Raw genomic sequence first — 22,068 nt, 5'->3', positions numbered from 1 at the left:
GACCTTGGGCGTGGGCTTGTCCACGGTGATCTCGGCCGTCGTGGTGCCGTCGATGGGCGGGATGCCGGCGATCGGCGGCGGGACGCAGTGCGTCGTCTTCGACCCGCAGCGGGGGTGGGGGTACGGAAAGGCCCGGCGCCCCGTGGGGGGCCGGGCCTTTGTGGGGGGTGTTACGCCTTGCGGAGGCGGAACGTGAGGGCGAGGCCCTCGTCCGTGAAGGGGGTGCCGTAGGTGTCGTCGGCCGGGCCCGTGGCGTAGTCCGTCGAGAGGACCTCGTCGGCGATCAGGGCCGCGTGGGTCGTCAGGGCCTCCGCGGTCTCCGCCGAGTCCGACGTCCATCGCAGCGCGATACGGTCCGCCACGTCCAGGCCGCTGTTCTTGCGGGCCTCCTGGATCAGGCGGATCGCGTCACGCGCCAGGCCCGCCTTGCGGAGCTCCGGAGTGATCTCCAGGTCCAGCGCCACCGTCGCGCCCGCGTCCGACGCGACCGACCAGCCCTCGCGCGGGGTCTCCGTGATGATGACCTCCTCCGGGGAGAGGGCCACCTCCTCGCCGTTCACGACCACGGACGCCTTGCCCTCGCGCAGCGCCAGCGACAGCGCCGCCGCGTCCGCCGCCGCGACCGCCTTCGCCACGTCCTGGACGCCCTTCCCGAAGCGCTTGCCCAGCGCGCGGAAGTTCGCCTTCGCGGTGGTGTCCACGAGCGAACCGCCGACCTCGGAGAGGGAAGCCAGCGACGAGACGTTCAGCTCCTCCGTGATCTGGGCCTGCAGCTCCGGCGAGAGCTCCGAGAAGCCCGTCGCCGCCACCAGGGCCCGGGAGAGCGGCTGGCGGGTCTTCACACCCGACTCGGCGCGCGTGGCGCGGCCGAGCTCGACCAGGCGGCGCACCAGCAGCATCTGCTGGGAGAGCGTCGGGTCGACCAGCGACTGGTCGGGCTCCGGCCAGGTCGAGAGGTGGACGGACTCGGGGGCGTCGGCCGTCACCGGGACCACCAGGTCCTGCCACACCCGCTCCGTGATGAACGGCGTCAGCGGGGCCATGAGGCGCGTGACCGTCTCGATCACGTCGTGGAGCGTGCGCAGCGCCGCCGCGTCACCCTGCCAGAACCGGCGGCGGGAACGCCGCACGTACCAGTTCGACAGGTCGTCCACGAACGCGGAGATGAGCTTGCCCGCGCGCTGCGTGTCGTACGACTCCAGCGCCTGCGTGACCTCGGACACCAGGGTGTTCAGCTCGGACAGGAGCCACTTGTCCAGGACCGAGCGCTCCGCCGGCGCCGGGTCCGCCTCGCTCGGCGCCCAGCCCGTCGTACGGGCGTACAGCGCCTGGAAGGCCACCGTGTTCCAGTACGTCAGGAGGGTCTTGCGGACGACCTCCTGGATCGTGCCGTGGCCGACCCGGCGGGCCGCCCACGGCGAGCCGCCGGCCGCCATGAACCAGCGGACCGCGTCGGCGCCGTGCTGATCCATCAGCGGGATCGGCTGCAGGATGTTGCCCAGGTGCTTGGACATCTTGCGGCCGTCCTCGGCCAGGATGTGGCCCAGGCAGACCACGTTCTCGTACGAGGACTTGTCGAAGACCAGCGTGCCGACCGCCATCAGCGTGTAGAACCAGCCGCGGGTCTGGTCGATGGCCTCGCTGATGAACTGCGCCGGGTACCGGGACTCGAAGAGTTCCTTGTTCTTGTACGGGTAGCCCCACTGCGCGAACGGCATCGAGCCCGAGTCGTACCAGGCGTCGATCACCTCGGGGACGCGGGTCGCCGTCTTCCGGCAGGTCGGGCACGGGAAGGTCACCGCGTCGATGTACGGGCGGTGCGGGTCGAGCTCCGACTGGTCCGTGCCGGTCAGCTCGGTCAGCTCGGCGCGCGAGCCCACGCACGTCAGGTGGTCGTCCTCGCAGCGCCACAGCGGCAGCGGGGTGCCCCAGTAGCGGCTGCGGGAGAGCGCCCAGTCGATGTTGTTGTTCAGCCAGTCGCCGAAGCGGCCGTGCTTGACCGAGTCCGGGAACCAGTTCGTCTTCTCGTTCTCCTCGAGAAGGCGGTCCTTCACGGCGGTCGTACGGATGTACCAGGACGGCTGCGCGTAGTAGAGCAGCGCCGTGTGGCAGCGCCAGCAGTGCGGGTAGCTGTGCTCGTACGGGATGTGCTTGAACAGCAGGCCGCGGGTGTCGAGGTCCTTCGTCAGCGCCTCGTCGGCCTTCTTGAAGAAGACCCCGCCGACCAGCGGCACGTCCTCCTCGAAGGTGCCGTCGGGGCGGACCGGGTTCACGACCGGCAGGCCGTAGGAGCGGCAGACCTTGAGGTCGTCCTCACCGAAGGCGGGGGACTGGTGGACCAGACCCGTACCGTCCTCGGTCGTGACGTACTCCGCGTTGACGACGTAGTGCGCCTCGGCGGGGAATTCGACGAGGGCGAAGGGCCGGTCGTACGTCCAGCGCTCCATCTCCGCGCCCGTGAAGGACTCGCCCGTGGTCACCCAGCCCTCGCCGAGCGCCTTCTCGACCAGCGGCGCGGCGACGACGAGCTTCTCCTCGCCGTCGGTCGCGACGACGTAGGTGACCTCGGGGTGGGCCGCGACGGCCGTGTTGGAGACCAGGGTCCAGGGGGTCGTCGTCCACACCAGGAGCGCCGCCTGGCCCGCGAGCGGGCCGGAGGTCAGCGGGAAGCGGACGAAGACGGAGGGGTCGACGACCGTCTCGTACCCCTGCGCGAGCTCGTGGTCCGAGAGGCCGGTGCCGCAGCGCGGGCACCAGGGGGCGACACGGTGGTCCTGGACCAGCAGGCCCTTGTCGAAGATCTGCTTGAGCGACCACCAGACCGACTCGATGTACTCGGGGTCCATCGTCCGGTACGCGTCGTCCAGGTCGACCCAGTAGCCCATGCGCGTCGTGAGCTCGGCGAAGGCGTCGGTGTGGCGGGTCACGGACTCCCGGCACTTGTCGTTGAACGCGGCGATGCCGTATTCCTCGATGTCCTTCTTGCCGGAGAAGCCGAGCTCCTTCTCGACGGCGAGCTCGACCGGCAGGCCGTGGCAGTCCCAGCCGGCCTTGCGGGCCACGTGGTAGCCGCGCATCGTCCGGAAGCGGGGGAAGACGTCCTTGAAGACGCGGGCCTCGATGTGGTGGGCGCCGGGCATGCCGTTGGCGGTGGGCGGGCCCTCGTAGAACACCCACTCGGGGCGGCCCTCGGACTGCTCCAGGGTCTTGGCGAAGACCTTGCTCTCGCGCCAGAAATCGAGCACGGCGTGCTCGAGCGCGGGCAGGTCGACCTGGGCGGGCACCTGGCGGTACTGCGTCATCGATCTTCCTCCGGCGGACTGCTTCGTTTCCGTCCGGAGGGACGAGAGCGCCGTCTTGCGCGGCTCCCGCGGTACCACCCTCCTTGGCCCCGGGCGTGTGCCCGTGACCCCCTCATTGGGGTCGCGATGCCGGTTCTAGTCGCCTCGCGGCTTTCTTCCGGCGGCTCCGGGGTGATGCTTCACATCGGGCTCGCCCCCGGGCTCTCACCGTCCCCGGGTCGCTCATGGCTGCGTACGACGCTACTCGTCCCCATCCAAGCCTTTCGCTGTGCCCAGTGTACGGGGCCGGGAGTGGCTCGGCAGACCGCTTTTCGCGCGGCCCGCCGGGGCGTTCCGCGTGACCCGAATGGCCATACGGGAGTCGCCGGACTTCGGTCGTCGCGGTGGGGCGGATTACGGGGCGGGGAGCTGGGCACAACGGAGGCAGGCTCGCCATGCCGCAGGCATGGGCGGGTGGGAAACGGCGGCGTGCCCCGTTGCCGCGGGCCTTGGGCCGATTTATCGTCCCAGCACGAATCGCGAGCAAGATCACAAAATGTGAAGGGGCCGCGACATGGTGGCGAAGAAGACCGCCGCGAAGAAGACCTCGACCGCCGGTTCCGCCGGTACGGGCGGCGGGTCGGCCAAGGACGTGACCGGCAAGAAGACGACGGTCACGAAGAAGGCAGGCACGGCGGCCCCGGCACGCAGGACGACGGGCAGGACCACGACCAAGGCCAATTCCACGGCCAAGGCCAATTCCACGGCCAGGACGACGACCAAGGCCACGGCCAAAACGACGGCCAAGGCCACGGCCGAGAAGTCGGCTCCCGAGAAGACGGCCGCGAAGAAGGCTCCGGCGGCCAAGAAGGCCCCGGCGAAGAAGGCGATCACGAAGAAGGCCCCGACGGCCAGGAAGTCCACGGCGGCCGACAAGGCCCCGGCGGTGAAGAAAGCCCCGGCCAAGAAGGCCGCGGTCAAGAAGAAGGCCGCTTCCGCGGCGCAGCTGGAGCAGACAGGAGCCAGGACGGTGGCAGCGAAGAAGACCGCGGGTGGCGTGACGACGGCCGAGAGCGAGGCCGCGGTCCCCCAGGCCCGTACCGGCGAGCTCGCGGTGCGCCCCGGCGAGGACCCCTGGACGCCCGAGGAGGTCGCCGAGGCCCGCGCCGAGCTGGAGAGCGAGGTGCTCAGACTCCGGGCCGAGCTGCTCCACTCCAAGGAGGAGCTGACCGGACTGATGCGGGATTCCGGGGACGGCGCCGGCGACGACCAGGCCGACACCGGTACGAAGAACATCACCCGCGAGCACGAGCTGGCCCTGGCCGCCAACGCCCGCGAGATGCTCCAGCAGTCCGAGCACGCCCTGGAGAGGCTGGACGCGGGCACGTACGGCCTCTGCGAGGTCTGCGGCAAGCCGATCGGCAAGGCACGCATGCAGGCGTTCCCGCGGGCCACCCTGTGCGTCGAGGACAAGCAGAAGCAGGAGCGCCGCGGCTGAGGGTGCCCGGCTGCCCTGACGGCCCGGCAGGGGTGTGCCGTACCCTCGTGCACAGTCAGGGCACCTAGGTTGAGGGACTCACGTGGCAGAGGCGGAGCGCATCATCGGTACGCCGGATTCGGGCGCGGACGGCGCGGACGGCGAGGCGGCGGCCCCCGCCGAGCAGCCCAGGGGCAAGCGCAAGATCGTCGCGCTCTTCGTGGTCGCGTTGCTCGCGTACCTGCTCGACCTCGGCAGCAAGCTGCTGGTGGTCGCCGAGCTGGAGGGCCGCGAGCCGATCCGGGTCGTCGGGGATCTGCTGCAGTTCAACGTGATCCGGAACCCCGGCGCAGCCTTCGGCATGGGTGAGGCCTTCACGATCATCTTCACCTGCATCGCGGCGACGGTGATCATCGTGATCGCCCGGCTGGCGCGCAAGCTGTACAGCACGTCGTGGGCCATCGCGCTCGGCCTGCTCCTCGGCGGCGCCCTGGGCAACCTGACCGACCGGATCTTCCGCTCGCCGGGCGTCTTCGAGGGCGCGGTCGTCGACTTCATCGCGCCCGCCCACTTCGCCGTCTTCAACCTCGCGGACTCGGCGATCGTCTGCGGCGGCTTCCTGATCGTGATCCTGTCCTTCCGCGGCCTCGACCCCGACGGCACTGTCCACAAGGACTGACAAGGCATACTCGACGGGTGAGTACGAGTCCCGAGATCCGCACGCTGCCCGTTCCCGATGGCCTTGAGGGCGAGCGCGTCGACGCCGCCATCGCCCGTATGTTCGGGTTCTCCCGTACGAAGGCGGCCGAGCTGGCCACCGCCGGGAAGGTCCAGGTCGACGGCGCCGTCGTCGGCAAGTCCGAGCGGGTCAGCGGTGGCGCGTGGCTCGAGGTCGAGATGCCCGGCGCCCCGGCCCCGGTGCAGATCGTGGCCGAGCCCGTGGAGGGCATGGAGATCATCCACGACGACGACGACATCGTCGTGATCATGAAGCCGATCGGGGTGGCCGCGCACCCCAGCCCGGGCTGGACCGGGACGACGGTCATCGGCGGCCTCGCCGCCGCCGGCTACCGCATCTCCACGTCCGGCGCCGCCGAGCGCCAGGGGATCGTGCACCGGCTCGACGTCGGTACCTCGGGCCTGATGGTCGTCGCCAAGTCGGAGCGGGCGTACACGCTGCTCAAGGCGCAGTTCAAGGAGCGGGTCGTCGACAAGCGCTACCACGCGCTGGTCCAGGGCCACCCGGACCCGATGAGCGGCACGATCGACGCGCCGATCGGGCGCCACCCCCAGCACGACTACAAGTGGGCCGTGACCGCCGAGGGCAAGCCCTCGGTGACGCACTACGACCTGATCGAGGCGTACCGCGCGGCCTCGCTGCTCGACATCAAGCTGGAGACCGGCCGCACCCACCAGATCCGGGTGCACATGTCGGCCCACCGCCACCCGTGCGTCGGCGACCTCACGTACGGCGCCGACCCGACGATGGCGAAGCGGCTCGGCCTGACGAGGCAGTGGCTCCACGCCGTACGGCTGGGCTTCGAGCACCCGTCGGACGGGCGCTGGGTCGAGTTCGCGAGCACCTACCCGGCGGACCTGCAGAACGCGCTGGACCGGATCGCGGCGGAGAGCGCGTGAGCACCGGGTTCACGGTCCACGAGGCGCAGAAGCACGACGACCGGGACGCCTGCTTCGCGGTCCGCCGCGAGGTCTTCGTCGTCGAGCAGAACGTGCCGCAGGAGATCGAGTACGACCGGTACGACGAGACGGCCGTGCACGTCCTGGCCGTCCGTGCGGACGGGCTGCCGCTGGGTACCGGGCGGCTGCTCCACGGCGAGGACGCGGCCGGCAAGACCGGCGGCGACCTGTCCGTGGGCTCGCTGGGGCGGCTCGCGGTCACCAAGGCCGCGCGCGGCCTCGGGGTCGGCGTGGCGCTGGTCCGCGCCATCGAGGACGCGGCGCGCGAGCGGGGCCTGAAGGCCGTGGACCTGCACGCCCAGACCCAGGCCCTCGGCTTCTACGAGCGGCTCGGGTACGTGGCGTACGGGCCGGAGTTCCAGGACGCGGGCATCCCGCACCGCGCGATGCGGCGGGCGCTCTAACGGGTGTCTCGGGGCGAGCGCCCTCGGTCGGCCGTTCCTCGGTTCGGCCTGATGTGCCGCGGCTCATGGCAGGGTTGAAGTCCGATCATCGACCGCGCCGCCAGGCCGGGAGGGCGCCCCCGTGGACCAATTGGCCCTGTTGTTCCTGCTGTTGCTCGGCGCGCTGCTCACCGTGCCGCTCGGGGACCGGCTCGGGCTGCCGGCCCCGGTGCTCATGACCCTCGTCGGGATCGTGCTGGCCTTCCTGCCCTTCGTACCCAACGTCGACATCCCGCCCGAGTACATCCTCCCGCTCGTCCTCCCCCCGCTCCTCTACGCCTCCGTGCAGCGCACGTCCTGGCGCCAGTTCGCGGCCAACAGGCGGCCCATCTTCCTGCTCGCCGTCGCCCTCGTCTTCGTCACCACGGCCGCGGTCGCCGCCGTGGCGAACGCGCTGGTGCCCGGGCTCCCCATCGCCGCCGCCGTCGCGCTCGGCGCGCTCGTCGCGCCGCCCGACCCGGTCGCCGCGACCGCCGTCGCCGGTTCGCTCGGGCTCCCGCGCCGGCTCGTCTCGATCCTGGAGGGCGAGGGGCTCTTCAACGACGTCACCGCGATCGTGCTCTACCACGTGGCCGTCGGCGCCGCCGTCGGCGGCACGTTCTCCTGGGAGGGCGCGGGCGCCGAACTCGTTCTCTCCGCCGTCGTCGCCATCGCCGTGGGGCTCGTCCTCGGCTGGCTCAGCAACAAGCTCATGGGCGTTCTCGGCGAGCCCACCCTCCAGACGGGACTCACCCTCCTCGTCCCCTTCGTCGCCTACGTCCTCGCCGAGGAGCTGCGCGGTTCCGGTGTGCTCGCCGTCCTCGTCGTCGCGCTCTACCTCGCCGAGCACGCACTCGACGCCGACGACGTCATGGGCCGGCTCGCGGGACAGACCTTCTGGCAGATCGTCGACACCCTGGTGACCGGGATCGCCTTCGGTCTCATCGGACTCGAACTGCACAACGTCTTCGGCACCGGTGACGGACGCATGGGCGAGATGCTCGGCTGGGGCGCGGCGGTGACCGGTGTCGTCATCGGCGTACGGCTGCTGTGGCTGATGCCCGCCACCTGGCTCGCCAAGCGGCTGCACACCCGCCGCGACTACAACGAGGAGATCCCCATGAGCTGGCGGGAGACCGTCGTCATGTGGTGGTCCGGGATGCGCGGGGTGGCCTCGGTGGCGCTGGCGCTCGCCATTCCGCTGCGTACGGACGACGGCTCGCCGTTCCCCGGCCGGGACGAGATCGTCTTCATCGCCTTCTGCGTGATCATGACCACCCTGGTGCTCCAGGGCCTCACCCTGCCCTGGCTGGTCAAGCGGCTCGGCGTACAGGCCGACACCGACGCCGAGCGCGACCTGGAGCGCCGGCTGGCGCTCCGCGCGGCGAAGGCGGCCAAGCGCCGCCTCAAGGAGATCGAGGACGTGGAGGAGCTGCCCGAGGACGTCCAGGAGCGGCTGCTGCGTGGCGCGTTCGACATCGGGGCGCGGATCAGTCCGGACATGCTGGACGAGGAGCGCCGGGCCGTCTTCGCCGAGCGGGCCGGGCGGCTGAAGGCCGTGCACCGCATCCAGCGGGAGATGATGTCGGCCGCCCGCCACGAGGTGCTCTCGGCACGGAACGAGCCGGGCACCGACCCCGAGGTGGTGGACCGGGTGCTGCGTCACCTGGACGTGCGCAGCATGAGGTGACCCGCCGCCGACCCGCGCGACCCGCCCGGACCCGCCCGACTCACCCGAGCCGCCCGGACTCGCCCGGCCCGTCCGGCCTGTCCGGATCCGCCCTCCTCGTCCGGACCCGCCCGACCTGCCCGCGCGCCGTCTCAGCCGCGGCCGGTGCGTGCGGACTCGCCCCCGTCCCTGCGCGCCTCCCCGAGTGCCGAGGGGAAGCCGTCGGGCGCCGCGATCGAGGTCGCGATCCGTGGCAGGGCGTGCGGGTGCTTCTCCACCAGCCAGGCGACGAGCTGCTCCCGTACGGCGCACCGCACCGTCCAGAGGTCGTCCGCGTCCCTGGCGGTGACCATCGCCCGTACCTGGATCGTGCTGGGCGTGGTGTCCGTGACGGCCAGATTCCACTCGCGGCCGTCCCAGGCCGGACAGTCCGTCAGGATCTCCTCGGTCCTCCGGCGCATCGCGTCGAGCGGCGCGGAGTGGTCCAGGTGGAAGAAGACCGAGCCGGTCATCTGCGCCCCGCCGCGGGACCAGTTCTCGAAGGGCCTGCCGGTGAAGTAGGAGACCGGCATGGTGATCCGGCGCTCGTCCCAGGTCCGTACCGTGAGGAAGGTCAGCGTGACCTCCTCGATCACGCCCCACTCGCCGTCGACGACCACGGTGTCGCCGATCCGGACCATGTCGCCGAAGGCGATCTGGAAGCCGGCGAAGAGGTTGCCGAGGGTGGACTGGGCGGCGATGCCCGCCACGATCCCGATGATGCCCGCGGAGGCCAGCATCGAGGTTCCGACGGTCCTGAGCGCCGGGAAGGTCAGCAGCGCCGCCGCCACGGCGACCACGGCGACGACCGCCGTCACGATGCGCGTGATGAGGGTGACCTGGGTGCGCACGCGGCGTACCCGGGCCGGGTCGCGGGTGGTGGAGGCGTAGCGGGCGAAGGTGGACTCGACCACGGCCGAGGCGATCCGGGTCACCAGCCAGGCGCCGGATCCGATGAGGACCAGGGACAGGAACTGGCCGATGCCCGCCGCGTGCTCCTCGATGGTCCGCCACCGTGTCTCGCGATAGGTGGCGCGCAGGACCGATGTGAGCAGCACAGCCTGGAGCGGCGGGCGGCAGCGGCGCAGCAGCCCCCACAGCGGGGTCTCGTGGTGCTGGGCGTCGGTCCGGCGCAGCAGCAGGTCGGCGGCCCAGCCGGCCAGCAGGGTGAGCAGGACCGCCCCGCCGACGACGAGCAGCGGGCGCAGCGCGGTGTCCATGGAATCGAGGCCTCCGTGTCTCCGAGTCGGTGAGCCCGGCTGGCAGGATGGACCGCATGGACATCATGCTTTTCCACTCGACCTACGGTCTGCGTCCGGCGGTGGAGGCCGCAGCCGAGCGACTGCGGGCCGCCGGGCACGAGGTTCGGGTGCCCGACCTCTTCGGGGGCCAAACCGCGGAGACGGTCGAGGAGGGGATGGCGCTCCGGGAGTCGATCGGCAAGGAGGAGCTGCTGAAGCGTGCCGTTCTCGCTGCCGCGCCCTATTCGGACCGCGGACTCGTCTACGCGGGCTTCTCGTTCGGCGCCTCGGTCGCGCAGACCCTGGCCCTGGGCGACGAGAAGGCGCGCGGGCTGCTCCTGCTGCACGGCACCTCGGACCTCGCGGAGAGCGCGTCCGTCGACGACCTTCCCGTACAACTGCACATCGCCGACCCGGATCCCTTCGAGTCGCACGACTGGCTGACGTCCTGGTACCTGCGGATGGGGAAGGCCGGGGCGGACGTGGAGGTCTACAGCTACCCGGGCGCCGGGCATCTGTTCACCGACCCGGACCTGCCGGACTGGGACGAGGCCGCCGCCGAGCGGACCTGGGCGATCGCGCTGGGGTTCCTGGAGAGCCTCCAGGACGCGTGAGAGGGTGCGGCGGGGGCTCTCCCGCCGCACCCTCCCTCACACCATTGCTTTTCAGCCGGCGCGGTACGCGGTCCACATGTCGTTCATCCGCGTGACCTGGCCCGTGGTGAACTGGTACATGCACGCGTCGTACGTGTAGTCCATGAAGTTGTGGATCGGGTCCACACCCGTCTTGGACGCGCAGCTGTCACGACCGGTCGGGCACTCGTACGCAGGGCTCTTCTCGGCCGGGGTGTCGGTGACGTAGTCGCCGTTTCCGTTGCAGCCGCCCTGGAACGTGTGGTACAGACCCAGCCAGTGGCCGACCTCGTGGGTGGCGGTGTCGCCCTCGTTGTAGTTGGCCGCGGAGCCGCCCGGCAGCGAGGAGTCGAGGACGACGACACCGTCCATCGACGGGCTGGAGTTGTACGAGGACGGGAAGGTCGCCCAGCCGAGCAGACCGCCGCTGAGCTTCGCGGTGTAGAAGTTCAGCGCGCCGGCGCCGCCCTTGCGGAGGGTCTGCTTCATCTGCTTCTCGGCCGTGGAGCCGGACGCCAGGTTGTACCAGGTGGCGTTGTCCGTGTAGTCGGTCGAGGCAAGGGTGAACTGGAAGTTGGTGTTCACATTGCCGGTGCCCTGGCCGCCGTAGGCCGCGTTGAGGACCGCCATCTGGTTGTTGATGTCGGTGGCGCTCAGCTTGCCCGTGGTGCCGCTGTGGATGACGTGGAAGTAGACCGGGATGTTCACCACGGCTGCGGTGGAGTTCATCCCGCTGGCGCGAACCGATTCCAGTCTCTTCTTCAGGTCCGCGTCCATGGCCTTGGCCTGGGCGGCGGAGACCTCGTTGGGCTCGCCGGCGTGGGTGTCGGCACCGCGGGACTTGCGGGCGCCGGAGAGGGCGTCCGCCTCCTCCACGCAGTCCTCGGCCGAGAGACCGGCGGCCGAGGTGGTGGTGGCCGGGGCGGCCGACGGGGCGGAAAGGGGGGCCAGGGCCAGGGTTCCGGCCATGACCGCGGTGCCGAGCATACGACGTGACATACGCGGCGATATACGAACAAGAGCACGCACAGGTGACTCCTCGCGGGGGGTTGTGGAGAGGCAGTTCCTCGCCACCGCGGGGAGATTACGGGTCCATGTCAGGCCATGAAGAGCATTGATCAAGCCCAATCATTCGTGGTGCAAATCGGGGCATCGGGAAGAAAAACTTGCGCGGGTTCCGGAGTTTGAGACGTCGACGTAACGAACGAAGGGACGGAGGCGGGTGGTGTGTCCGGATTCGATCTCCGGAACTCACCACCCGCCGTAGTGATGTGATCTTCTGTTAACACGACGGATCATGGCTGAAAATCGACCATGACGTCATGTCAGTGCAAGGTCAGCGCACCGGCTGGTACACCCGCTCGACGCGCTGCGTTCCGTTGAGCGTCCGGTACGAGCGCGACCAGGCGGTCGTCGCGTCCGCCTTCGTCTTGTCGGAGACCGTGTAGTAGTCCATCTGCGACTGCTCCGCGGTCACGTCGAGCACGCCGTAGCCGTGGTGGTCCATGTCGACCCACTTCACATGGCGGTTGGCGGCCTTGATCGCCCCTGCGGCCACCACCGACACGGTGCCCGGTGCCACATGGAGAAGGTCGTCCAGGTTGTCCGAGGTCACGGAGGTCACCACGAACTCGGTCGCCGCCGACTGCGACAGCGGATACGTCGCGGCCTTCACCGGCACGTCGTTGGCCCAGGCCATGTGGATGTCACCGGTCAGGAAGACGGTGTTCCGGATGGATCGCTGGGTCAGATGCGCAAGCAGTTCCTTGCGGTCGTCCGTGTAGCCGTCCCACTGGTCGACGTTGATGGCCAGCCCTTCCTTCGGCAGACCCATCAACTCCGCGAGCGGGCCGAGCAGATGGGTCGGCAGGGCGCCGAAGGCGACGGGCGAGATCATCACCGACGTGCCGACCAGCTTCCAGGTCGCGTCGGAGCCGGCGAGGCCGGACTTCAGCCAGTCCAGCTGGGCGCGGCCGGCGAGCGTACGCTCCGGGTCGTCGATCGCGCCGCCCTTGCCGACGCCCGCCTGCTGGGAGCGGAAGGAGCGCAGGTCGAGCAGGTGCAGATCGGCCAGCTTGCCGAAGCGCAGCCGCCGGTAGACCGTGCCCTCGGTCGAGGCGCGGACCGGCATCCACTCGAAGTACGCCTGCTTGGCGGCGGCCACCCGGGCCGCCCACTCGCCCTCGGCGCCGGGCGTGTGGTTCTCCGCCCCGCCCGACCAGGCGTCGTTGGCGAACTCGTGGTCGTCCCAGATCGCGATCACCGGGTGCGCGGCGTGCAGCGCCTGCAGATCGGCGTCCGTCTTGTACGTCGCGTGCCGGGTGCGGTAATCGGCCAGCGAGACGATCTCGTTCTTCGGCTCGTGCCGCCGTACGACGTACTGCTCCTCCGGGTAGCCGCCGGTGGCGTACTCGTAGATGTAGTCGCCGAGATGGAGGATCGCGTCCAGGTCCGCCCGGGCCGCGAGGTGGCGGTACGCGGAGAAGTAACCGGACTCCCAGTTGGCGCAGGAGACGACGCCGAAGCGGACGCCGGGCGTGGTGGCGTCGGTGGCCGGAGTGGTGCGGGTGCGGCCGACGGGGGAGACGGTGTCGCCCGCCGTGAAGCGGAACCAGTGGGCGGTCGCCGGGCGCAGGCCACGGACGTCCACCTTGACCGTGTGGTCGGAGGCGGCCGTCGCGGTGGCGGTGCCACGGGCCACGGTCCGGGCGAAGGCCCGGTCCTCGGCCACCTCCCAGCCGACCGTGACGTCGGGTCCTCTCCCGGATCCCGGGGCGGCGTCGGAGGTGGGGGTCACACGGGTCCAGAGCAGGACGCCGTCGGGCAGCGGGTCGCCGGAGGCGACGCCGTGCAGAAATGCGGGTGCCTCGGAGTCCGCGAACGCGGGGGAGGCGGCGCCCACCAGAGCCGGGGCGGTGACGGCCGTGACTGCGGCGGCCTTCACGACGGTACGGCGGGTGGGGGCAGGGGATATGTGTCGACTGGTCACAGGCAGTCAGATTACTGATCAGTATGACGAACAGGCAGGCGAATTCCGGAAAGTTCGCCCACGCGTCGCCGGGCAGTCGTGATCAGGTGACGCCGACCGGTCGGGGCGGGTCCGCGGGAACCAACTCCCGCGGACCCGTGCCGTCGTCGGCCCGTGCCGGCCGGGCGTCAGCCCTTGAGCGCCGGGGTGAGCGCGGCGTTGAACTCCTCCACCGTCAGCGGCGGGTTGTCGCTGCCCGCCGCCGTCAGGGCCTTGCCGTCCATCTTCAGCGTCGGCGTGCCCTTCACACCGCTCTCGTCGAACGCCGCGGACATCTTCATCGCCCAGGCGTCGAAGGTCCCGTTCTCCACGTTCTTCTTGAACTCCGCGTTGCCCTTCAGCGCCGGAACCGAGTCCGCGACCTCCAGGAGGTAGGAGTCCTTGGCGAACTTGTCCTGGCTCTCCTCCGGGTGGAACTGGGCGGAGTAGAGCGCGGACTTGTACGTCAGGAACGCCTCGGGGCTCACGTTCAGCGCCGCGCCGAGCGCCGACAGGGCGTTCTTCGAGCCCTCGCCCTGGTCGACGTTGTCGATGAAGGTGGCGCCGACGTACTTGATCTTGTACTTGCCGGCCTCGACGTCCTTCTCGACCGTCGAACCGACCTGCTGCTCGAAGGTCGCGCAGACCGGGCAGCGCGAGTCCTCGTAGATCTCCAGCGTCTTCTTCGCGGCCGGCTTGCCGACGACGACCGTCGTGCCGTTCGTGCCCTCGGTGTTCTTGGGCGCGGTGACCTTGGACTCCTTCGCCACCGCCTCCCAGTGAGAGGGCTTGTTGGCCTGGACGACGGCGTAGCCGATGCCGCCGGCGACCGCCAGGGCGGCGACCGCCGACACGGCGACGATCACCTGACGGCGGGCCTTGTCCTTCTTGGCCTGGCGCTCGCGCTCGATGCGCAGCCGCTCGCGGGCGGCAGCCTTGTTGGCCTGGCTGTTGCGTGCACTCATGGTCGTGATCTCCGTGAAAGGTCGAAAGAAAGGGGGACTGCGGTGCTCAGGCGAGGACGAAGCCCGAGCACGGCGGTCCGCGCCGTCCGACGGAGTGCACGAGAAGGCGGGTACGGGACCGGCGCGGCCGGTCCATGGGGCGCCCGCCGCGGCCGCGAGCCGGGCGAGGGGCGCCGAGGAGCGCGGCGACGAGCAGCAGGGGCCGGAACGCGAAGGCCGCGACGGCGCCGATCAGCCGGGCCAGCGCCCGCTCGCCGTGCCGCAGCCAGGCCGCCGCGAACAGCCCGACCGCCACATGGGCCGCGAGCAGCAGCCACGGCAGCGCCGGGGCGGGGGAGTTCAGAAGGGCTGCCGCGGTCCCGCTCTCGGGAGCGGCGACCCCCGGCAGCGGGGTGCCCACGGCGCCGCCGCAGAGCACGTCCACGCCCACCGCGCGCAGCGAACCGGCGACGGGGCCGCCCGCCTGGCCATAACAGACCGCCTGGCCGGTGGTGAAGACCGTGTCGGCCGCCAGCTCCAGCGGCACGAGCAGCCCGGCGATCGGGCCGAAGCCGCGCTCGCGGCCGGCCAGCGCGTACGCCACGGCGAACACGCCGGCCGAGAGCAGCCCCACGGTCAGCAGGGGCAGCGGCACCTGGGACAGCAGCACATGGGAGCCGGCGGACAGCGTCACGACCAGTGCCGTGAAGAGCGCCGCCCGCAGCCCCCTGAGCCGCGTCCCTGATATGTCCATAGCGCTGGAGAGTGTGCCATGCCTTCCTGTAAGACCCTCCTAAAGGAGAGGTCGGAGACCCGGGATCCGGCCGTTGCGGAACAGGTCCACGAAGATCTGGTGGTCCGCACGCGCGCGTGCCCCGTAGCTGTGCGCGAAGTCCACGAGCAGCTCCGCGAACCCCTCCTCGTCGGCGGCGATCGCCGCGTCGATGGCCCGCTCGGTCGAGAACGGCACCAGCGAGTGGCCGCTGGAGTCGTCCGCCGCCGCGTGCATCGTCGCCGTCGCCCGGCCGAGGTCGGCCACGGTCGTCGCGATCTCCTCCGGGTCGTCGATGTCCGACCAGTCCAGGTCCACCGCGTACGGCGAGACCTCGGCGACCAGCTGCCCGGCGCCGTCCAGCTCGGTCCAGCCCAGCCACGGGTCCGCGTGCGCCTGGAGGGCCCGCTGGGAGATGACCGTGCGGTGGCCCTCGTGCTGGAAGTACTCCCGTACCGCCGCGTCCGTCACATGGCGCGACACGGCCGGCGTCTGCGCCTGCTTCAGGTAGATCACGACGTCGTTCTCCAGGGCGTCGCTGTTGCCCTCCAGGAGGATGTTGTACGACGGCAGGCCGGCCGAGCCGATGCCGATCCCGCGCCGCCCGACCACGTCCTTGACCCGGTACGAGTCGGGGCGCGCGAGCGAGGACTCCGGCAGGGTCTCCAGATAGCCGTCGAACGCCGCGAGAACCTTGTAGCGGGTCGCCGCGTCCAGCTCGATGGAGCCGCCGCCAGAGGAGAAACGGCGCTCGAACTCACGGATCTCCGTCATCGACTCCAGGAGCCCGAAGCGGGTCAGGGAGCGGGCGTCCCGCAGCGCGTCCAGGAGCGGGCCCTCGGCCGTGTCCAGGGTGAAGGGCGGCACCTCGTCATCCTTGGCACCGGCTGCCAGGGCGTGGATGCGCTCGCGGTAGGCCGCGGCGTAGATCCGCACCAGCTCCGTGATCTGCTCGTCACTGAGCGCTTTCGTGTAGCCGATCAGGGCGAGAGAGGCGGAGAGCCGCTTCAGGTCCCATGTGAAGGGGCCGACGTACGCCTCGTCGAAGTCGTTGACGTTGAAGATCAGCCGGCCGTTGGCGTCCATGTACGTGCCGAAGTTCTCGGCGTGCAGGTCGCCGTGGATCCACACCCGGCCCGTGCGCTCGTCCAGGTACGGACCGCCGTGCTGCTCCTGCTCCAGGTCGGCGTAGAACAGGCACGCCGTGCCCCGGTAGAAGGCGAAGGCGGATCCGGCCATCTTCCGGAACTTGACGCGGAAGGCGGCGGGGTCGGCGGCGAGGAGCTCACCGAAGGCGGTGTCGAAGACGGCGAGTATCTGCTCACCGCGCGCGGTGGCGGTGGGCTGCGGAACCGACATCGAGAGTGCCTCCTGGTGCGAAGCTGGCTGTAGACATATGGGACAGGTGTTCCGTGTCTCTCAACGCGCGACGGTACCCGCGAGTGCCCGCCCGCCCGTCACCCGACCACCACCCCTCGCCGAGGGGCTTCGCCCCGCAGTATCCCTCTGATGTCAGTCCGGAGACGTAGACTTCCACGCTGTCCCCCAGACTGTTCGCAGCCTGCCATCGACTGTTTTCCGGAGGCTTCCCGCCGTGACCAAGCCGCCCTTCACGCACCTCCACGTCCACACCCAGTACTCCCTGCTGGACGGTGCCGCGCGGCTGAAGGACATGTTCAACGCGTGCAACGAGATGGGCATGACCCATATCGCCATGTCCGACCACGGCAACCTCCACGGCGCGTACGACTTCTTCCACACGGCCAAGAAGGCCGGGGTCACGCCGATCATCGGCATCGAGGCGTACGTCGCCCCCGAGTCCCGGCGGAACAAGCGGAAGATCCAGTGGGGCCAGCCGCACCAGAAGCGGGACGACGTCTCCGGTTCCGGTGGCTACACCCACAAGACGATCTGGGCGGCGAACGCCACCGGACTGCACAACCTCTTCCGGCTCTCCTCCGACGCCTACGCCGAAGGCTGGCTGCAGAAGTGGCCCCGGATGGACAAGGAGACCATCTCCCAGTGGTCCGAGGGCCTGATCGCCTCCACCGGCTGTCCCTCCGGCGAGCTGCAGACCCGGCTCCGCCTCGGCCAGTTCGACGAGGCCCTGAAGTCCGCCTCCGAGTACCAGGACATCTTCGGCAAGGACCGGTACTTCCTGGAGCTGATGGACCACGGCATCGAGATCGAGCACCGGGTCCGCGACGGGCTCCTGGAGATCGGCAAGAAGCTCGGCATCCCGCCGCTGGTCACCAACGACTCGCACTACACGTACGCGCACGAGGCCACGGCCCATGACGCGCTGCTGTGCATCCAGACCGGCAAGAACCTCTCCGACCCGGACCGCTTCAAGTTCGACGGCACCGGCTACTACCTGAAGTCCACGGACGAGATGTACGCCATCGACTCCTCGGACGCCTGGCAGGAGGGCTGCGCCAACACGCTCCTGGTCGCCGAGCAGATCGACACCACCGGCATGTTCGAGGCCAAGAACCTCATGCCGAAGTTCGACATCCCGGAGGGCTACACCGAGGTCACCTGGTTCCGCGAGGAGACCATGCGCGGCATGCACCGCCGCTTCCCCGGGGGCATCCCGGACGACCGCATGAAGCAGGTCGAGTACGAGATGGACACCATCATCTCGATGGGCTTCCCCGGCTACTTCCTCGTCGTCGCCGACTTCATCATGTGGGCGAAGAAGCAGGGCATCGCCGTCGGCCCCGGCCGAGGCTCCGCGGCCGGCTCGATCGTCGCCTACGCCATGGGCATCACCGACCTCGACCCGATCCCGCACGGACTGATCTTCGAGCGCTTCCTCAACCCCGAGCGCATCTCGATGCCCGATGTCGACATCGACTTCGACGAGCGTCGGCGCGTCGAGGTGATCCGGTACGTGACGGAGAAGTACGGCGCCGACAAGGTCGCCATGATCGGCACGTACGGCAAGATCAAGGCGAAGAACGCGATCAAGGACTCGGCCCGCGTCCTCGGCTACCCGTACGCCATGGGCGACCGGCTCACCAAGGCGATGCCCGCCGACGTCCTCGGCAAGGGCATCGACCTCAACGGCATCACCGACCCCTCGCACCCGCGCTACAGCGAGGCCGGCGAGATCCGGGCGATGTACGAGAACGAGCCGGACGTGAAGAAGGTCATCGACACCGCCAAGGGTGTGGAGGGCCTCGTCCGGCAGATGGGTGTGCACGCCGCCGGCGTGATCATGTCCAGTGAGCCCATCGTCGACCACGCCCCGATCTGGGTGCGGCACACCGACGGCGTCACCATCACGCAGTGGGACTACCCCCAGTGCGAGTCGCTCGGCCTGCTGAAGATGGACTTCCTTGGCCTGCGAAACCTGACCATCATGGACGACGCCGTCAAGATGGTGAAGGCCAACAAGGGCATCGACCTCGACCTGCTCGCCCTGCCGCTGGACGACCCGAAGACCTTCGAACTGCTCCAGCGCGGTGACACCCTCGGCGTCTTCCAGTTCGACGGCGGACCCATGCGTTCGCTGCTGCGGCTGATGAAGCCCGACAACTTCGAAGACATCTCCGCCGTGTCCGCCCTGTACCGACCGGGCCCGATGGGCATGAACTCGCACACGAACTACGCCCTGCGCAAGAACAAGCAGCAGGAGATCACCCCGATCCACCCCGAGCTGGAGAAGCCGCTCGAAGAGGTGCTCGCGGTCACCTACGGCCTGATCGTCTACCAGGAGCAGGTGCAGAAGGCCGCCCAGATCATCGCCGGGTACTCCCTCGGCGAGGCCGACATCCTCCGCCGCGTGATGGGCAAGAAGAAGCCCGAGGAGCTGGCGAAGAACTTCGTCCTCTTCCAGAAGGGCGCCCGGGAGAAAGGCTACAGCGACGAGGCCATCCAGGCCCTGTGGGACGTCCTGGTCCCGTTCGCCGGCTACGCCTTCAACAAGGCGCACTCGGCCGCGTACGGCCTGGTCTCCTACTGGACCGCGTACCTCAAGGCCAACTACCCGGCCGAGTACATGGCCGGTCTGCTGACCTCGGTCAAGGACGACAAGGACAAGTCCGCGGTCTACCTGAACGAGTGCCGCCGCATGGGCATCAAGGTCCTGCCGCCCAACGTCAACGAGTCCGAGTCGAACTTCGCCGCCCAGGGCGACGACGTGATCCTCTTCGGGCTCTCCGCGGTCCGTAACGTCGGGACCAACGTCGTCGAGTCGATCATCAAGTCCCGCAAGGCGAAGGGGAAGTACTCCACCTTCCCCGACTTCCTCGACAAGGTCGAGGCGGTCGTCTGCAACAAGCGGACCATCGAGTCGCTGATCAAGGCCGGCGCCTTCGACGAGATGGGCCACACCCGCAAGGGCCTGGTCGCCCACCACGAACCGATGATCGACAACGTGGTGGCGGTCAAGCGCAAGGAGGCCGAGGGACAGTTCGACCTCTTCGGCGGCATGGGCGACGAGGCGGCCGACGAGCCCGGTTTCGGCCTGGACGTGGAGTTCTCCGACGTCGAGTGGGAGAAGTCCTACCTGCTCGCCCAGGAGCGCGAGATGCTCGGCCTCTACGTCTCCGACCACCCGCTCTTCGGCATCGAGCACGTCCTCTCCGACAAGACGGACGCGGCGATCTCCCAGCTCACCGGAGGTGAGCACGCCGACGGCGCGGTCGTCACCATCGGCGGCATCATCTCCGGCCTCCAGCGCAAGATGACCAAGCAGGGCAACGCCTGGGCCATCGCCACCGTCGAGGACCTGGCCGGCTCCATCGAGTGCATGTTCTTCCCCGCCACGTACCAGCTGGTCTCCACCCAGCTCGTCGAGGACACGGTCGTCTTCGTGAAGGGCCGCCTCGACAAGCGCGAGGACGTGCCCCGGCTGGTCGCCATGGAGCTGATGGTCCCGGACCTGTCGAACGCCGGGACCAACGCGCCCGTCGTCCTGACCATCCCCACCGTGAAGGTCACCCCGCCCATGGTCAGCCGGCTGGGCGAGATCCTCGGACACCACAAGGGCAACACCGAGGTGCGGATCAAGCTCCAGGGCCCGCGCACCACGACCGTGCTGCGGCTCGACCGCCACCGGGTCCAGCCCGACCCCGCCCTCTTCGGCGATCTGAAGGTGCTGCTCGGCCCGTCCTGCCTCGCCGGGTAGCCGGGAGCCGTCCTACGCGCGGAAGGGGCGCGCCCGTCGTCACGGGTGCGCCCCTTCCGGGGTTTCGCGCGATCAGTTGTGACCGAAGCGCTTCTGCCGGCCCTTACGGGCCATGTCACCGGGAGTCACCTGCGAGGCGCGCTGCTCGGCCTGCGACTCGATCGACGACTGCTGCGCCTGCTGGGCGCCGCGCTCGGCCGGCGAGGACTGCTGCTGACTGCGGTTCTGCTTGCGATTCTTGGCCATGGTGATGCCTCCTCAAGGGGAACTCGGGGCCAGGGCCGCTGCCAGACTCACACACGGGGTGAACCGCCGCATTTTGGATCATTACCGACGGTGAGCGGGCCGCGCGGTGACATTCGCCACGCCGATGATCGAGTTCCGGCCGTCAACCTCCCGACGGTCGGGCAGACTCGGGGGAAATCCGAAGCAACTTCCGATCCCGAGGTTCCCGAAAGAAGGTGGAACACGTGGACCGCTGCGTCGTTCTGGTGGACGCCGGCTATCTGCTGGGCGCCGCCGCGAGCCTCCTCGCCGGGGAACCGGCCCGCTCCCGGATCACTGTCGACCATGCCGCGCTCATCCAGGGACTGCGCGAACGGGCCGAGGCCGACACCGAACAGCCCCTGCTGCGCATCTACTGGTTCGACGGCGCCCCCGACCGCGTGCCCCAGCCCGAACACCGCAGGCTGCGCGTCATGCCCCGGGTCACCGTCCGGCTCGGCGCCCTGACCCGCAGCGACGGCCGCTGGGCCCAGAAGGGCGTCGACGCGGCCATGCACGCCGAGCTCACCGAGCTGGCCAGAAATCGCGCCTGCTCCGATGTGGTGCTGGTGACCGGCGACGGCGATCTGCTGCCCGGTCTGATGTCCGCCAAGGAACACGGCGTCGCCGTCCACCTCTGGGCCGTGCAGGCCGCCGACGGCGACTACAACCAGTCCGAGGACCTCGTCGCCGAGGCCGACGAACGACGGGTCCTCGACCGGGTCTGGATCACCCGGGCCGTCCGGGCCAAGGACCTCTCCGGAATCTGCGCGCCGCCGCCGGCCCCGCGCCCCGAGATCGCCGCGATCCTGTCCGCCCCGCTGCCCGAGTCGGCGCTCGCCGCCTCCGCCGAACGGGCCGCCGAGGCGGCGGCCGCGGCAGCCGCCTCCGTACGCAACGGAACACCGGCCCCCGAGGCTCCCGCGCCCTCCGACGACGGCTCGGCGACCGGCGCGCCCACACCGGCCTCCGGCAAGGTCGTCCCCACCCCCAAGGACCTCGCCGGGCTGCGCGGCCCCGGAGCCCCGGCCGCCGCGCCGGCCGCCAACGCCACCCTGCGCTGGTCCTCCGACAAGGGCTGGATCGAACGCCCGGGCGGCGCACTCGGCGAGCCCCCCGAGACCGCGTCCCTGCCCACCCTCGCCCAGCTCACCAGCGCCGAGCAGCGCTGGGCCGACCGCGAGGAGGACATCACCACCGTCGGCGGCGACCCCTTCGAGGTCGGGCAGGTGTTCGCCCGACGCTGGATGGAGCGGCTGCCCGAGCAGAGCCACGTCCAGAAACTGTCGCTGATGTACCCGCGCATCCCGCACCGCATCGACGGCGAACTGCTCCGGTACGCGGCGAGGTTCGGCCTGCTCGCCCACAAGGACGACCAGATCGACGAGCACGACCGGTACGCGATCCGGGCGGGGTTCTGGCGCGAGATCGACGTCCGGGCGGCCTCGGAACGCGCCCCCGCGGGGGAGTAGGCCGAAGGACCCCGTA

Annotated in this window: 16 protein-coding genes; 8 read left to right on the top strand and 8 right to left on the bottom strand. The window is 70.0% G+C overall.

The window, feature by feature from the left end; genetic code table 11:
• Positions 1–170 precede the first annotated feature (170 nt).
• The gene (gene ileS, locus ABZ939_RS21925; protein WP_361857581.1) at positions 171–3,302 is read right to left on the bottom strand and encodes an isoleucine--tRNA ligase; all 3,132 of its coding nucleotides are present in this window, start codon (positions 3,300–3,302) and stop codon (positions 171–173) included.
• A gap of 553 nt (positions 3,303–3,855) precedes the next feature.
• Here ileS and ABZ939_RS21920 point away from each other — a divergent pair.
• From ABZ939_RS21920 to ABZ939_RS21900, 5 genes are all read left to right on the top strand, one after another.
• Positions 3,856–4,779: a TraR/DksA family transcriptional regulator gene (locus ABZ939_RS21920; protein WP_361857578.1), complete on the top strand. Its 924-nt coding sequence runs from the start codon at positions 3,856–3,858 to the stop codon at positions 4,777–4,779.
• 82 nt (positions 4,780–4,861) lie between these two features.
• Positions 4,862–5,437: a signal peptidase II gene (lspA, locus tag ABZ939_RS21915; RefSeq protein ID WP_361857575.1), complete on the top strand. Its 576-nt coding sequence runs from the start codon at positions 4,862–4,864 to the stop codon at positions 5,435–5,437.
• Positions 5,438–5,454: 17 nt separating this feature from the next.
• Complete coding sequence (locus tag ABZ939_RS21910; RefSeq protein WP_361857572.1) at positions 5,455–6,396, top strand: RluA family pseudouridine synthase; 942 nt, start codon at positions 5,455–5,457, stop codon at positions 6,394–6,396.
• The gene (locus ABZ939_RS21905) at positions 6,393–6,860 is read left to right on the top strand and encodes a GNAT family N-acetyltransferase (protein WP_361857569.1); all 468 of its coding nucleotides are present in this window, start codon (positions 6,393–6,395) and stop codon (positions 6,858–6,860) included. Before ABZ939_RS21910 ends, ABZ939_RS21905 begins: the two co-directional genes overlap by 4 nt.
• A gap of 121 nt (positions 6,861–6,981) precedes the next feature.
• The gene (locus ABZ939_RS21900) at positions 6,982–8,568 is read left to right on the top strand and encodes a Na+/H+ antiporter (protein ID WP_361857566.1); all 1,587 of its coding nucleotides are present in this window, start codon (positions 6,982–6,984) and stop codon (positions 8,566–8,568) included.
• 131 nt (positions 8,569–8,699) lie between these two features.
• On the opposite strand, the gene ABZ939_RS21895 is transcribed toward ABZ939_RS21900, so the two are convergent.
• Positions 8,700–9,806: a mechanosensitive ion channel domain-containing protein gene (locus ABZ939_RS21895; RefSeq protein WP_361857563.1), complete on the bottom strand. Its 1,107-nt coding sequence runs from the start codon at positions 9,804–9,806 to the stop codon at positions 8,700–8,702.
• A 47-nt stretch (positions 9,807–9,853) separates the two neighbouring features.
• On the opposite strand from ABZ939_RS21895, the gene ABZ939_RS21890 reads away from it, so the two are divergent.
• On the top strand, positions 9,854–10,441 hold the full coding sequence (locus ABZ939_RS21890) for a dienelactone hydrolase family protein (protein WP_361857560.1): 588 nt from the start codon (positions 9,854–9,856) through the stop codon (positions 10,439–10,441).
• Between the two features lie 51 nt (positions 10,442–10,492).
• On the opposite strand, the gene ABZ939_RS21885 is transcribed toward ABZ939_RS21890, so the two are convergent.
• From ABZ939_RS21885 to ABZ939_RS21865, 5 genes are all read right to left on the bottom strand, one after another.
• A complete protein-coding gene (locus ABZ939_RS21885; RefSeq protein WP_361857557.1) occupies positions 10,493–11,458 on the bottom strand; it encodes a zinc metalloprotease in 966 nt (321 codons plus the stop codon).
• A 337-nt stretch (positions 11,459–11,795) separates the two neighbouring features.
• Positions 11,796–13,448: an alkaline phosphatase D family protein gene (locus ABZ939_RS21880; RefSeq protein ID WP_361857555.1), complete on the bottom strand. Its 1,653-nt coding sequence runs from the start codon at positions 13,446–13,448 to the stop codon at positions 11,796–11,798.
• Positions 13,449–13,615: 167 nt separating this feature from the next.
• Complete coding sequence (locus ABZ939_RS21875) at positions 13,616–14,431, bottom strand: DsbA family protein (protein WP_361857552.1); 816 nt, start codon at positions 14,429–14,431, stop codon at positions 13,616–13,618.
• A 46-nt stretch (positions 14,432–14,477) separates the two neighbouring features.
• Positions 14,478–15,164 carry a hypothetical protein gene (locus ABZ939_RS21870; protein ID WP_361857550.1) on the bottom strand — a complete coding sequence of 229 codons (687 nt, stop codon included), beginning with the start codon at positions 15,162–15,164 and terminating at the stop codon, positions 14,478–14,480.
• 39 nt (positions 15,165–15,203) lie between these two features.
• A complete protein-coding gene (locus ABZ939_RS21865) occupies positions 15,204–16,541 on the bottom strand; it encodes a DUF2252 domain-containing protein (protein ID WP_361857547.1) in 1,338 nt (445 codons plus the stop codon).
• Positions 16,542–16,776: 235 nt separating this feature from the next.
• Here ABZ939_RS21865 and dnaE point away from each other — a divergent pair, with 235 nt between their 5' ends.
• The gene (gene dnaE, locus ABZ939_RS21860; RefSeq protein WP_361857545.1) at positions 16,777–20,316 is read left to right on the top strand and encodes a DNA polymerase III subunit alpha; all 3,540 of its coding nucleotides are present in this window, start codon (positions 16,777–16,779) and stop codon (positions 20,314–20,316) included.
• Between the two features lie 72 nt (positions 20,317–20,388).
• Here dnaE and ABZ939_RS21855 read toward each other — a convergent pair whose 3' ends face one another.
• Positions 20,389–20,562 (bottom strand): hypothetical protein, encoded by a 174-nt coding sequence (locus tag ABZ939_RS21855; protein WP_361857542.1) that lies wholly within the window; start codon positions 20,560–20,562, stop codon positions 20,389–20,391.
• Between the two features lie 215 nt (positions 20,563–20,777).
• On the opposite strand from ABZ939_RS21855, the gene ABZ939_RS21850 reads away from it, so the two are divergent.
• Complete coding sequence (locus ABZ939_RS21850; protein WP_361857539.1) at positions 20,778–22,052, top strand: NYN domain-containing protein; 1,275 nt, start codon at positions 20,778–20,780, stop codon at positions 22,050–22,052.
• Positions 22,053–22,068: the final 16 nt, after the last annotated feature.

It is taken from the genome of Streptomyces sp. NPDC046712, from assembly GCF_040645695.1.
Classification (GTDB): Bacteria; Actinomycetota; Actinomycetes; order Streptomycetales; family Streptomycetaceae; genus Streptomyces.
This window is presented reverse-complemented; position numbering and strand designations above follow the sequence as displayed.